Below are 13,830 nucleotides of genomic sequence, written 5' to 3'. Positions count from 1 at the left end.
GCGCCTTCGCTGAGCAGTTCCTGGACGGCTTTAACGGACGCTTCCTGCAATGCGATGCCTATGACGGTTATGACCGGCTGACCGAAGTCGCTCGACCGCAAGGGCCGTGGACGCTCGTGCATTGCTGATGAGTCTTGCCGCCGCCGGGTGGGCCGAACAACAGCAGATTGGCGCCGGCTTTCAACCAGGCGTCGCCGGCGGCGAGCGCCATCACCTGTGCCTTCGACAGCATCGGCACGCTTTCGAAGTCGAAGGTGGCGAGCGTCTTGTAGTTCGTGGCTGTAATGCGTGTTGTTCAGTGAGTCGTGTCCTTGTTCGGGGGTGGGCTGCTGCTGCTGCTGCGGCGCGCGCGCGCGCGCGCAGGATATATGCTGATGTAAACGTCGCCTCGGTTTTTGAGCTGCACTTCCGGCTCGCGCTTCGCGCGAGTCTTGGGCTTCGCCCAAGTCCGGAAGTTGCAGCTAAAAATCCGAGGCGACGTTTACATCAGCATATATCATTTTTACTGTTGGCCTGCTGAGGTCCGCTCCATGTTCATGGAGCGTCCTCCGCTGTGTTTGGCCAATAGGAAAAGTTTACATCAATATATATCCTAATTTATCAAAAAAGAAATCTGCAGGCCAAAAGGATCAAGATAATTGATTAATTGCACGCCCGCGCAGGTTTACCGTTAGAAAAGCGTGTCTGCCTGCTAGGTTCCTGCATAAGACAGCAGTAATATGTTAAAGATGCCTATGTGCGTCCCTTACTCCGGGTCTGGCAATCGCCGCAAATCTCTTGTTGCCCAAAACGTTCTATGGTAAAGTAGTAAAACAGTCAGTTATCGCGCCGGGACATCGTCTTTGTTCGTGTGACCTAAAAGTATTTGGCCGAACAGTTCTGGAGAAAGATTTCGCGTTCAATAAACTTATTAATTCATATGGAAGCGCTATTCAGATTATAAATTTGACCTGGCTTTACTCATAATGATGAACCACGATACAGACGGGTCTCGCCACAAAGACGAGACGTGATTACACGAAATAAAACGATTACAAATGCAGAATAAAACAAGTAAAACTGACAGAACAAAACACTCAACGCAACAATACGCGCCAGGTCGATCTGTGGAGACCTTGATCAACGCGATGTCACGCGCCCCCATGCCACCACCGGAATCTGATTAACGGCCGCGAAGGCCTGGTGGCCCCCGTTCGCTGCGACAGCATCGTACCAGTGACGCGGGACAGCTACGAACCAATCATACGGGCCTACCGGACCGTAAACTGGAATTGGTGGCCCCGCCGTCCAGGCGACGAAAGCAAAGTTGTGGTACCAAACACAGTGATGAGCATCCGCCTGGTCCATATAGAAGCACCGGTTTTCAGTCCCGACTCCGTGTTCGTATGCGAATCGAAACGTGCGGGCACCTAGTTCATCCAGCAGCAAGTTAGCATCGACGACGGCGATTGGGTCGCCAGGATGCGCCCCGCGTGTCACGCGCCCCGTCACGCGCCCCGTCACGCGCCCCCATGCCACCACCGGAATGGGATTAACGGCCGCGAAGGCCTGGTCGCCCCCGTTCGCTTGGACATTTTCGAACCAGCGACGCGGGACAAGTACGAACCAATCACGCCGGTCTACCGGACCGTGAACCGGAAGTTCTGGCCCCACCGTCCAGGGGAGGCCAGCAAGGGTTTGGTTCTCAACACAGAGACGAGCATGCTCCTGCATCATATAGAGGCACACGTTTTCAGTCACGACGCCGTGTTGGACTGCGAATCGAAACGTGTGGGCACCTATTAGCCCCAGCAGCAAGTTAGTATTGCGGGTGGTGAGTGGGCCGGCAGGAAACTCCATCGAGAGAGAGGAGAGAACCGCTTAATTGTGCTTCGTGATGGAAGAAAGGAGTGTGAGGAGACTTGATTGTACTTGGCTAATGCGAGGACGCAATGAGGGCCTTATATAGAGCCAGGCCCGAGAATGATGGCCTTTGCGTGTGACTTCACGCCATTGACCTTTCTAACTTGGCTGTTCGCCCCAGGAGAGGGGCTCTTCCTTATGGGACCGCAATCACGAACAGTGACAGGCTCCAATGAATAAGCGGATGTCAACGTCAGCTAAAACGCGTGTTCTTTCTGCCGGCCGCCCGCTTGTCGTTTTGTCGCGTGTTTGGAAGCATGTTATGGGCTTACACGGCGGGCGGCGGCGGCGGCGGCAGGATATATGGTTGTGTCTTCTATGTTTGTATGTGTGTGCATCTGGGCATGTGTCCATTCGGGCGGATATATCCTATGTCATATGTATACGGCGGTACTGATGAATAGTACCCGGAATCAGAACTGAGTGATACGGCGGCCTTTGAAGCGGCGTGAGCTATGCGGGAAACTGGGTGATGACGGACTGAGATAGGCGGCGTATCGAGGCGGGTGTCGAAGCCTACCAGAACCTCTCTCAAGGAGAGAGATACGCCATGAACGAGACTAGCAACATTGTCCCGCTTCGTCAGCCCGACGAGATCGATGATCCACTGACCAATGTGCTGCGCGCCGGTGCGCGGCAGCTTCTGGCACAGGCTGTCGAGGTGGAAGTCGAGACCTTTCTTGCCACGGTGAAGGATTTGAAACTTGCCGACGGACGCGCCCGTGTCGTGCGGCATGGCTACGGCCCGGCGCGAACGATCCAGACCGGGGTCGGCGCGGTCGAGGTGGCGCGGGCGAAGATTCGCGACCGCGGGGCGGCCGGCGATAGTGACCGTTGATCGCGTATGGCGTCGTTGCGCACCAACTCGCTAGCTCGCAATACTCTTTCATCCTTTGCTACCAATGAAACGGTTTTGTCTTAGACATCCATCCAAGCGATTGGCTACATATGGCCAAGGAGCGGCAGAGGAAAACTGCTGATCTCGACGCGGTCTCCATCCAAGGCGCCAGTTGTGATGAGTATCAAAAGCTTGGCGAGCAAGGTCACAACTGTAAGTCCGTCGCTCAAAGTCGGCGACAGGTGCTGTCCTTCGATCAGCAACAAATGTACTGGCTCACTGCCATCTAGCGGTGCGCTTTACGCCGCGTTCAGGCCAGCGGAGGGCCACCGGTTAGGTATCGTCGTCGATCTCTTTACCGTAGTGATCGAAGCGGAGAGTCAAGTGCTAGCGGCGGGCGGTCATTGCGATCGAGGGTGTAGGCGTTTCCGGCGCCGTGCTAGAGCGCCGGATGACCAATCGGTCTCAGTGCTGAAGTGGTCGAGGCTTAGGTATTCGCTGACAGCTGCCCGATCTCGTCGAGCCCCTCCAACGAAGTCCCTAATGCTTATGGTTCATACTAAGGCCGACAACACACGATTATGGAGCGCGCAGTGAAGAAGTGGTGTTTCTCCCGCGACGAGCTAATTTCATTCGTCGGTCTTGTCGTTGTATTGACTCTCGTGTTTACGGCTCCATGTGCTGCTCAGAACTTCACCGGGGTGACAACGTTCCTTGATGCAATTGTGAGAACGATTACCGGTCCAGTGGGTGTCGCAATTTCCGCTCTGGCCGTCATGGCGGTAGGCTTCTCATTTATGACTGGCCGGATGAACTGGACTTTTGCAGTCTCTGTCATGATGGGTATAGCAATCGTCTTCGGCGGGGCCAGCTTTGTCAGGTCGCTGACCCCTCTCTAATCACCTCCGGTCGCGCGCTCCCTTCAACGGAAGGCGCGGGTCGCCTCAGAGAGTTCGAAAGGCAAGCATCGTGCAGCGGACAACCGTCTTTCTTGGATTAACGCGAGAGGTCACGTTTGCAGGTTTGCCTGTCATGCATCTGGTGTTCCTCGCATGGGTCGTTATGCTTGGATTCGTCATCACGAAGTCATTTGTCTATCTGGCCGTGATGGGAGCTGTTGGCTACGGAGCCTTGCGTAGTCTAGCCGCCTACGATCCAAAACTCATTAGCGTCATCATTGCAACCATGCAATGTACGCCCATGAACGCTGCCGTATTGAAGGGCGACGGACTAGTGTATCGTGTCTGAGCTATCCGAAAACTATGCTTTGCGGCTCGCTGGTCGCGAAGGTGAGCAACTCGTTGGTGGGCTACCGTATCTAAGCATTATCGACGATTTCACCTTAATGTTGCGTGATGGGGATGTAATGGCGACCTTTGCCGTCGAGGGGGTGAATGCCGACGCTCTAGACAACCGACAAACAATCGAGCTTAGCACCGCGTTCTCACGATTCATCGCGCAGCAGCGCGAGGATGTCGGATATTATGTTCATCGTATCTCGGTGGGGGCCCGGCCCTCCATGCGCGCTGTTCAAGGAACTCCATTTAATGAAGAAATTGACAGGCGTTGGCAAACTTATCTCCAGTCTGTTGGATTGCGTGACCGGGTGACGTTAGTCACCATCGTAATCCGGCCGCCGAAAAGAATGGTCAAGCTAACGAGTCTATTTGCCCGTAGTGACTGCTGTAGCAAGGACGAAGTCGTCGCCCGTGCCGGCCGGCTGGATCAGCTGATCAATACATGTATGGTCAGCGTAAGTGAAGCAAAGCCTCGCCGGTTAACCGTTTCTGGCGGGGAATGGCTCAGCGTGCTACGCACCCTGATAGACGGGTCACGTGGGCGTCTCACTGCCGGCAAAACGTTCGTGCCCGTTGCTGACCTGTTGGCTAGTTCGATGATCACGTTCGCTGGCAATGTCTTCGAATGTGACAACCCGAATCCAGATCTCAAACGCTACGGCACCATTATATCGCTGAAGGATTATCCCGCTGCAACGTATCCCGGGATATTCGACGGTCTCAATCTGCCGTATGATATGGTGATTTCGCAGAGCTTTACTCCGATCGACAGTATAGCCGCCCAAGGCAAGATCGCTCGCGTACGAAGGCAAATGAAGGCGGCCGAGGATGCGGCCGTTTCTCTGATGGCTCAACTCGAACAGGCGGAAGACGACGTCGCGTCCGGCCGCGTCGTCTTTGGCGACCATCATTGCAGTATCGCCCTATTCTGCGAAAGTCGACAACAGCTTGAGGAAGCGGTGTCGTATGTTACTCGCGCTATGCAGGATGCTGGCGCCTCGATTGTCCGTGAAAAGTTCTCCGCCCGCGCCATATACTTCGCTCAGCATCCTGGCAATTTCAGCTTCCGCGCACGTGCGGCAATGATCTCGTCTCAGAACTTCGGAGAATGTTGCGCCATGCACGGCTCGCCGAAAGGCAATGCGCATGAGCAATGTCCATGGGGCGATTGCGTGACGATGTTTCCAACAGCGCGCGGGGAAGCGTTTCGCTTTAATTTTCATTTGCCCGGCAAATCAGGCCAGCGCACCGCTGGCCATACCCTTGTGCTTGGCCAAACGGGCTCGGGCAAAACTCTCGGTACTGCCTTTCTGCTCAGCCAGGCGCATCGGCTTGGCGCGCGCATTGTGATATTCGATAAGGATAGCGGGTTCGAAATGGCGGTTCGCGCGATGGGCGGAAGCTATTCGAGTGTACGTATGGGGCAGGAACTTGGCTTTAACCCGATGCGGGCGGAGGCAGATGACCGAGGCTTGGCGTGGCTTTCTGACTGGCTTAGGGCACTAGCGGAAAACGAGGGCGAGCGACTTAGTCCGTTGCAGTCGCAGGCCCTTAGCGATGCAGCTCAGGCAAATGCGGCGGCTGATCGCCGCCTGCAGAACTTCGAACAGTTCCGCAGGCAGCTGCGGGCGACGGATGACAATGGAGATCTCTATCAGAGGCTTGGCCAGTGGGACCGCATGGGCCAGTTCGGATGGCTGTTTGGCGGCAAGGACCGCGATCCCCTCTGTTTCGATAGTCTGGTCACCGCTTTCGATCTCACAGAGCTGTTCGATAACAAAACCGTCCGCACCGCGTGGTTGAGCTACGTGTTCAGGCGCGTGGAACGGCTCGTAGAAGATGAGCTGCCAACCCTGCTCGTGATTGATGAGGCCTGGAAACTACTTGACGATCCCTATTTTGAAAGGCGTCTAAAGGACTGGATGCTAACAATGCGCAAGAATAACGTTGCCGTGGTTCTCCTGACCCAGCGTGTAGCGCATATCGCAAACAGCGCCGCCGGAAATACGATTCTAGAGAGCGCAGTCACGCGATTGATGTATCCAAGTACGTTCAATACCGAAGAGGAACTCGCGCTGCTCAACCTGACGCCAACCGAGCGTGCATTCCTTCAGATAAGTAATGTGGACAATCATCTCGTACTATTCAAATCCGGGGATGACAGCGTAGTTCTTGATTTTGCACTTGGTGCACTCGGGAAGGGAATTGATGTCTTGGGTGGGGGGCGCGGCAATAAAGCGCCCGTTGCTTGGCGTGACACACCGAACTTTCCGATGGAAATGCTGCAATGAATCGTTCCACCATAGTCCTCGCGCTTGTGCTTGCCTCCCTTACTGGGTGCCAATCGGTTCCGGAGAGACGGAAGAACGATTGTGGTTGCGCTTGGGAGTTGCTTCATTTTCAAACCGAGCGAGTCGCTACATGAAATGCGTTTCCCGATTTCTCGTTGTTACTTGCCTGATGCTTGGGGCGATCAGTCTCGCGCCTTGTGAAAGTTGCGCTGACGAAAGCCGGGTTGCCGCCAAACCGCTCCCTTCAGCCGGAGTATCTAGCATGGTGTCGGATGGTGCACAGCCGACGTTGGACAAGAGGGCTGGGGAGCTGCTGGCGTACATAGTAGAAAGTGTTCGCGCACTGAGTAACGGCATGATGCAACTCGTTGCGTCGGCATCCACGGTGGTTGCCGGTATATCAGGTCCAAAGCCGTTTCCGGTGAACAATGACGCGGCGGATATTTCGGCCCGAAAGGGAAATGGAGCGCCGGCGGAAATGGCCAGCGCTGCTTTGGCAGGCGGCTCGGTTGGGGCGGCCCACATTCAGGAGGCGCTTTCAGGATTTCGTGACCGCTACCGTTTGGATGATGCGTTTGCGCTGCGCAACGACAAGAGGTTTGGCAAGATCGCATATTTGTCGGCCCAAGCCGCCGTCACGGCCTATACCGCGGACGACTCTTACAAACGCGCCAATGCAAGCATGGAAAGGATCAATAAGTATATCACTGCGCTTGAAACCAGCACGGAACTAAAAACCAGCGTCGATATCAATACCCGCGTAATGATCGAAGTCGCACAGCAGCTCAACGAAACGTTGCGGACCCAAGCGGCCATCGCGTCAGTGGCAGGATCATACGTCATGGTGCTGGGCTCGGATAGCGCCGAGCCGGACAGCGCACGCGGTCTGTTAAACGACATCAACAAGTGATCGCCATGGGCCTCATTGTGAAGGTCGCGCAGAGTATTGACACGACGCTTGTCGATCATGTGCAAACGGTGTTTCAAGCAGTCGCTGACCCGATCAAAGCGCTACTTGGTGCGATAGCCATGGTCGCGCTTCTGTTTATTGCGCTGAACCAGCTCGTGCAATTCACAAACGTCAACTACTCGACATATCTACAATGGGGGCTCCGATATGTGCTCATATATTCGTTCGCGACCATTTGGGCAAATTTCAAGGGCATCTACGTGATAGTCACGGAAGTGCCGAGCGACTATGGCGCGCTTATGATGCGTGGGGTTGTAGCAACGCTCGAGACAAACGCTGCCCGTAGTCTCAATGGCGGGACAATAGTGGATACGTACTCGGCAATGGATGCGTCGGCTCGTGTCGGTCTGCATATTGCCTACGACTACTTTTCCGACGTCTCAATGTTCAAGATCGGAAAGGCAATTCGGAACGTGTTTTATGGTGCGTTCGTGCTGATCGTGATAGGGTTTTTTACCGCAGCGTGCGTCATTATCGTGGTGGTCGCAAAAGTAGGGCTCGCGGTGGCGATCAGTCTGGCGCCGCTCGCGATCACCATGCTGATGATGCCTCAAACGAGGCAGTATTTCGAGAGCTGGACGCGCTTTACGGTTGCGTATTCAGTCATTCCATTACTGACAACAGCGTTGATGGCTATTGTACTGCTAATCGCGGCGCAAAGTCGGACGGAACCCGACCAATTTGGTTACCCTTTCATCATGATTGCGGCGACCATTCTCCTGTTCCAGATTCCGACCATGGCAAGTGCTCTATCCAGCGCATCGGTTGCGGCTGTCGGTGCCGGTGCAGCCACCGCGGCAGCTTCCATGGCCAAAAGTGCGACGATGAGGTTTTTCGTCAACGCTCAACGATTGCTGGACACTGCCACCATGACGACAGCGGCGGATCGGGGATCGACAGCCAAGGCTGCATCGCCAGCGATCAACGCAATGCGCCAAGGCGCTTGTATGCGGCAACGGCGTTGGGATGAACGTGTGGCTCGTCGCACAGCCGAACAACCGTCCCTTACTCATAGGTCAGAAATATAGGCGACATTGTTGCGGCGTTGGTGTATGCTATCGGCATGAAACGCGGCGGCCGACAACTTGACCATCGAACCCTGGAAGAAATCCGCATGATGGCGTTGGAGCGAACTGGCAATGCACGCCGGCCGCTGCGCGCAGGCGAGAAATTGAAGACCGAGTCCGCACCCAGCTCGCCGACATCGGCAACAGACCAGCTTTGGTGCGTTCCTTCTTCAAGCATCCAGATGTCGCCTATATTTCGGACCTATGAGTAATTGGACGGAAGTATGGTTGATGCGGAGTTATACCCACACTGCAAACGCGGTGGGTTGAAGAAGGCCCTTGTCTTGCAAACCACTCACTCCATCACCGCAACCGGAACTCTCCAGTTGATAAGTGAACCACATGTCTAAACAGACAACCCAGCGGTCATTCGAAGACGAGGTGTTTTTTAGTCTTTGCACACAACGGAATAACTGGGCAAAAGTTGCGGTTGCTTCCATCACCGCAAGTCTGTTGGCGTTAGGAGCGCTCATCGGCGTGCTGCCCATCAAAGAGACCAAGCCCTATGTGGTTCTAGTGGATAAAACGACTGGCGAGGCTGAAAAAATCGTTCAAGTCCGGCCCGCCACGCTTCAACAACAGGACGCCGTGCTTCAGGCGGAACTCGTGTCCTACGTCGTTGACCGAGAAACGTACGATGCCGCGGACAACAAAACCCGGATACCTGATGTAATGACGCGCTCGTCCGGCAACGCGCAAGAAACTCTGGCCGAAACCTGGCGTTCGGGTTCAGCGCAATATCCACCCGTTGTTTACGGTGATGACGTGCGAGTGCGGGTCGTAGTTAAGTCTATTTCGCTCATGCCGTCGGACCAGCGCAACACAGCGGATCTGGCCCGGGTCCGCATTGTCAAGTACCGGGAACAAAAAGGCCGCGAGGCCGTCCGCCGCAGTTTCGTGGCGACTATCGGATATCAATTCAGGCCGCAGATAAATGTTGCTTTGGAGGCAGTGTGGAAAAATCCCCTGGGCTTCGTCGTCTCGTCTTACCGAATTGATGCGGAAACTGCTGACTAGACAGTCGGTCGGCCAAACGATGTAAGTGCGATGGTTAGGGCTCTTTCCTTTTCTTTGATTATCCTCATGGCGTTCTTAAGTGCGGTGAAGGCGGAGCAATCGCCCAAAGCAGCGACGTCAGATTGGCGCATCAAACGCTACGTTTACGATGAGAACAACGTCTACAAGCTCGATCTCTACTTGAAGTCAATCACGGCTATCCAGTTCGCACAGGGGGAGATAATCGAATCGATTCTCGTTGGCGACAGCGCATCCTGGGAAGTGGTCAAGCTGAAGGTGGGCAATGTGATGAGCGTAAAGCCGATTATTGATCAAGCTCTCACCAACATGACTGTCTACACTGATCGGCGCATTTACACCTTCGAGCTGCGAACGGTCGGCGAAATAAAGGCGGGGATGCAGGCGGGAGCGCGTCAAGCGTTCCGGGCAACGTTCATCTATCCCGATGAGAGTAAGGCACCACATGAAGGGTCCGTCAGGGGTCTTCCTATAAATCATGAGTACGCGGCCTCGGGTGATGCGCGGTTCCGGCCGATTGCTGTGACAGACAATACCTTGCAGACGACCTTTATTTTGCCAAGAGGTGCGCCCCGGCCAGCAGTGTTTATGATCGGTCAGGATCGCGAGGAAAAGCTGGTTAATTCGCGCACTGACGGCGACCGTATCGTCGTCGACGGGATCAGCGACTTTTGGGTGATGAGAATCGGCGATAATACGGTCTGCGTCGCCAAGGAGAGCGCAGTGCGCATGGCGACTCAATGAGGGATGGTTTGATGGGTCCGAGAGATGCTGACCATGGGCGCGAGCGCAATGCCGTACAGACTGGAGCAGAGGCGCCGGTGGATTTTGAGCGAAAGAGACTGCTCGACAAACGCCGCGCCAAACAAATCGGCAAATCTAAGCGCAGAAGTAATTGGATGGTCGTTTTCGCCACCATGCTTCTAGCCAGTGCCGTCACGGCGCTCATTGCTACGAGCTCCACGCAAGTCTTGAAGGTCATTGGTCTGAGTGGCGATGACAGCCAAAAGGCGTCACAAGTCGATCTAAAGGTCGAGGACGTCCCAAGAAGTCATCAGCGGCTTGACTTTTCAGTTCCCAGCGCTCCTCCAGTTAAGCAGACGGCCGCCGCTTCCGACAGTACAATGGATAAGCAGGTCCAGGACAACAGAAATCAAGTTGGCGGAAACGCGGGGCCCAACAATGGCTCGAGCGTTTCACTCGCTGATGTCCAGACACTTCTGGACGGTTATAACAAAGAACTATCGCTGAAACTTAAGGAGGATCGTGAAAGGGCGGAAGCTGAGAATGCACGCCTGCGTGCTGCGGCACTACGATTGGAAGAAGAGCGCAATTCCACTCAGCGCGAGGCCGAGAGGCGCCGCGAGCTGGATGAAATAAGCGCCAAACAAAGGCAATCCAACGGCATAGTCGTTGACGAATCAGGGCCGCGGGACGGATCCGGCTCGGAGGTAAAGACCTCGGTGTCACGAGTTCTCGCTGATCCATCGCATACCATCGTGCAGGGGACCATCATCTCCGCGGTACTTGAAACGGCTATCCATTCAGAATTGCCCGGAAATGTCCGGGCTCAGGTCCTCGAGCCCGTATTCGCGGTCGACGGCTCGCGTGTTCTGCTGCCCGCAGGGACAAGCCTGATTGGCACTGTCGGCGATAAAGTGCAAATCGAGCAAAGACGAGTGCTAATCGCTTGGAATCGGGCCATCACTCCAGACGCCAAATCGATCGAGCTCGGCTCCGCAGGTGCGGACCTCCTCGGTCGAGCTGGTACCGAAGGGAATGTAGATAACCGCTATGGCACGAAGATAGGTGCGGGTCTCCTATTCAGCGTGTTCACGGCAGTGTCATCGACCATTCCCGCTCTCGTCGGCAGCAACAGGTCGTCGAATGTAAATCGTCCGCCGTACTATAGCGGAGGTGCCTGGCCAGACAGCTCGAACGCTACAGGCCAGGCCGTGTCCGATGTTGCAGCGACCATCGGTGGTCAGGCCAGACCTGTCGTTGACGAATATCTCTCCCTTCCTCCACTCCTTCGTGTCCCGCAAGGCGAGGAAGTTCGCGTTTTCGTGAATCGGGATCTTGTTCTTCGATGAATGACTTCCGGTCCAGCCCAGACGTCTCTTATATAGAGCAGTATTTCAGCCCCCTGAAGGAATATCTCACGAACGATAGTATCAATGAGGTGGTGATCAACCCTGACAATTCCATCTTCGCCGAAGAGGCCGGATCGATACACATGCACCAGATCGATGTGGCGTTAGGGGCCAACGCCATCAAGCGGCTCGGAGTGCAGCTGGCGGGAGAGGCCCGCAACACACTTGGGGTGCTTCATCCGATCGTATCAGGGCGGGTTAATGTTTGGGGCAACCCGCAGCGCGTCCAAGTGGTTGTCGAGCCTGCAGTTGAGCACGGCTTGTCCCTGTCGATCCGCAAATACCGGACGCGGACATTGGACGTGTCCAATATCGAATTCGTTGAAGGTGAGCAGATCTCGGTGGACGCCGTTCGCCAGGAGCGCCATCGGACAGCGGCCGATATGGCGCAGGCTGGTAAGCTGCAGGGTCTATTCCGATTAGCAATTGAGGAGAAATTTAATATTCTGGTTTCGGGGGGCACATCCTCGGGGAAGACGACGGTGGCACGGGCTTTGCTCGCGATGTCGCACCCCGAGGAGCGGATCATTACCATAGAAGATGCACAGGAGCTTTCTCCAGTTCACAAGAATCAAGTTGGCCTAATTGCAGATCGTACGGAACACTCTGCTCGGAGCCCGTCAAAACTCTTGGAAAGCTGTCTGCGAATGCGCCCCGACCGCATCGTTCTCGGCGAAATTCGGGGTGTCGAGGCATATGAATTTCTTGAGGCGATCAATACAGGACACCCAGGTGCAATAACAACTATCCACGCCGACAGTCCTGAACTTGCTCTCGACAGGCTGGCATTCATGGTCATGCGGTCAGGTGCGCGGATGTCCCACACTTCAATTGTCAATTACGCGAAAAGGACGATCGATCTCATTGTTCATGTGGGACGCCGCCGCGGCAGGCGCGGCGTGCTGCAAATCTACTTGCCGTTCGCCGATAGGAAGCGCCAGGAATGAAGCATACTGACCTGCCACTGAGTATTTCCTCCGGAAGGAGTGAGAGTCCGGCCCGAAGAAGTGAAATGGACCCCGGTTTTGGGATCAGAGGCTAAGTTGGAAAAAGGGCTGCTCCGTTTGATAGACGGAGGGCATGATGACGACGAAGACGAGACGCAAGATCGACGCGGCACTGAAGGCAAAGATCGCGCTGGAAGCGGTGCGGGAACAGGCGACGGTGGCCGATCTGGCCCAGCGCTATGAGGTTCACCCGAACCAGATCTATGCCTGGAAGAAGCAACTGCTGGACCAGGCGGCCCGGGCCTTTGACGCGGGTGTCGGGCGGGAGAGCGAGGACGCGCGCGAACGCGAGATCGAGAAGCTGCACGCCAAGATCGGACAACTGACAGTCGAGCGCTATTTTTTAGCACGGAGGTCCGGAAGATGAGCACGCCGGACCGTCGAGGAATGCTCGATCGCGCCGACCAGGCGCTGTCGATCCGCCGGCAATGCATGTTGCTTGGCATCGCGCGCTCCGCGGTCTACCGGCCGCCACGGCCGGCCAACGACAACGACCTTGCCCTGATGCAGCGGATCGACGAGCTGTTCACCGCCTGGCCATTCCTGGGCTCGCGGCGAATGACCGCGATGCTGAAGGCTGAGGGGCTTCAGATCAATCGCAAGCGCGTGCAGCGGTTGATGCGCAAGATGGGCATCGCGGCGCTGGGACCGAAGCCGAACACGACGAAGCCGGCGCCGGGCCACAAGATCTATCCCTATCTGCTGCGCAACATGACGATCGACCGGCCGAACCAGGTGTGGGCGGCCGACATCACGTATTTGCCCATCGGCCGTGGCTTTCTCTATCTCGTCGCCGTCATCGACTGGGCGAGCCGTGCGGTTCTGGCGTGGCGGTTGTCGAACACGATGGACATCTCGTTCTGCGTGGCGGCGCTGGAAGAGGCGCTGGCGAAGTACGGCACGCCGGAGATTTTCAACCGACCAGGGCAGCCAGTTCACCAGTGCGGCCTTCACCGGCGTGTTGGCGGGCGCAGGGATCAAGATCTCCATGGATGGCCGCGGTCGTTGGATGGACAACGTCTTCATCGAGCGGCTGTGGCGGTCGCTCAAGCATGAGGACATCTATCTCAAGGGCTATGCCGACGAGCTATGCGGGAAACTGGGTGATGACGGACTGAGATAGGCGGCGTATCGAGGCGGGCGTCGAAGCCTGCCAGAACCTCTCTCAAGGAGAGCAATACGCCATGAACGAGACTAGCAACATTGTCCCGCTTCGTCAGCCCGACGAGATCGACGATCCACTGACCAATATTTTGCGCGCTGGTGCGC

At 55.8% G+C, this 13,830-nt stretch carries 13 protein-coding genes and 2 pseudogenes; 13 read left to right on the top strand and 2 right to left on the bottom strand.

All coding sequences use genetic code 11. From position 1 onward, the window contains the following. Positions 1-127: 127 nt before the first annotated feature. A pseudogene (locus ACZIRK_RS43440) lies at positions 128-268 on the bottom strand (ATP-binding protein); the annotation flags it as partial. Positions 269-2,452: 2,184 nt separating this feature from the next. Here ACZIRK_RS43440 and ACZIRK_RS43435 point away from each other — a divergent pair. From ACZIRK_RS43435 to ACZIRK_RS43375, 13 genes and pseudogenes are all read left to right on the top strand, one after another. Then, a pseudogene (locus ACZIRK_RS43435) lies at positions 2,453-2,737 on the top strand (IS256 family transposase); the annotation flags it as partial. Between the two features lie 113 nt (positions 2,738-2,850). Beyond that, positions 2,851-3,030 (top strand): hypothetical protein, encoded by a 180-nt coding sequence (locus ACZIRK_RS43430; protein WP_130230310.1) that lies wholly within the window; start codon positions 2,851-2,853, stop codon positions 3,028-3,030. A 303-nt stretch (positions 3,031-3,333) separates the two neighbouring features. Further along, positions 3,334-3,639: a TrbC/VirB2 family protein gene (locus tag ACZIRK_RS43425; protein WP_245475098.1), complete on the top strand. Its 306-nt coding sequence runs from the start codon at positions 3,334-3,336 to the stop codon at positions 3,637-3,639. Positions 3,640-3,709: 70 nt separating this feature from the next. Next, positions 3,710-3,988 (top strand): VirB3 family type IV secretion system protein, encoded by a 279-nt coding sequence (locus ACZIRK_RS43420; protein ID WP_130230314.1) that lies wholly within the window; start codon positions 3,710-3,712, stop codon positions 3,986-3,988. Beyond that, positions 3,981-6,329, top strand: a complete 2,349-nt coding sequence (locus tag ACZIRK_RS43415; protein WP_245475099.1) for a VirB4 family type IV secretion/conjugal transfer ATPase — start codon at positions 3,981-3,983, stop codon at positions 6,327-6,329. Before ACZIRK_RS43420 ends, ACZIRK_RS43415 begins: the two co-directional genes overlap by 8 nt. Before the next feature lie 262 nt (positions 6,330-6,591). Continuing rightward, positions 6,592-7,239: a type IV secretion system protein gene (locus ACZIRK_RS43410; protein WP_165435589.1), complete on the top strand. Its 648-nt coding sequence runs from the start codon at positions 6,592-6,594 to the stop codon at positions 7,237-7,239. A gap of 5 nt (positions 7,240-7,244) precedes the next feature. Next, positions 7,245-8,327, top strand: coding sequence for a type IV secretion system protein (locus ACZIRK_RS43405; protein ID WP_245475100.1), 1,083 nt, complete (start codon positions 7,245-7,247; stop codon positions 8,325-8,327). Between the two features lie 381 nt (positions 8,328-8,708). Continuing rightward, complete coding sequence (locus ACZIRK_RS43400) at positions 8,709-9,383, top strand: VirB8 family type IV secretion system protein (RefSeq protein WP_130230320.1); 675 nt, start codon at positions 8,709-8,711, stop codon at positions 9,381-9,383. A 30-nt stretch (positions 9,384-9,413) separates the two neighbouring features. After that, positions 9,414-10,145 carry a TrbG/VirB9 family P-type conjugative transfer protein gene (locus tag ACZIRK_RS43395; protein ID WP_130230322.1) on the top strand — a complete coding sequence of 244 codons (732 nt, stop codon included), beginning with the start codon at positions 9,414-9,416 and terminating at the stop codon, positions 10,143-10,145. Continuing rightward, positions 10,142-11,494 carry a TraB/TrbI/VirB10 family type IV secretion system protein gene (locus tag ACZIRK_RS43390; RefSeq protein WP_130230324.1) on the top strand — a complete coding sequence of 451 codons (1,353 nt, stop codon included), beginning with the start codon at positions 10,142-10,144 and terminating at the stop codon, positions 11,492-11,494. The genes ACZIRK_RS43395 and ACZIRK_RS43390 overlap by 4 nt, the downstream gene beginning before the upstream one ends. Continuing rightward, complete coding sequence (virB11, locus tag ACZIRK_RS43385) at positions 11,491-12,501, top strand: P-type DNA transfer ATPase VirB11 (RefSeq protein ID WP_130230326.1); 1,011 nt, start codon at positions 11,491-11,493, stop codon at positions 12,499-12,501. Before ACZIRK_RS43390 ends, virB11 begins: the two co-directional genes overlap by 4 nt. Positions 12,502-12,637: 136 nt before the next feature. Next, complete coding sequence (locus ACZIRK_RS43380; RefSeq protein ID WP_474419659.1) at positions 12,638-12,928, top strand: transposase; 291 nt, start codon at positions 12,638-12,640, stop codon at positions 12,926-12,928. Next, a complete protein-coding gene (locus tag ACZIRK_RS43375) occupies positions 12,925-13,617 on the top strand; it encodes an IS3 family transposase (RefSeq protein WP_474419657.1) in 693 nt (230 codons plus the stop codon). Before ACZIRK_RS43380 ends, ACZIRK_RS43375 begins: the two co-directional genes overlap by 4 nt. A gap of 11 nt (positions 13,618-13,628) precedes the next feature. On the opposite strand, the gene ACZIRK_RS43370 is transcribed toward ACZIRK_RS43375, so the two are convergent. Continuing rightward, positions 13,629-13,830 (bottom strand): hypothetical protein (locus ACZIRK_RS43370; RefSeq protein WP_474419656.1); only part of this gene is annotated, 202 nt, incomplete at its 5' end.

Source organism: Bradyrhizobium sp. Leo114 (assembly GCF_055229415.2).
This window is presented reverse-complemented; position numbering and strand designations above follow the sequence as displayed.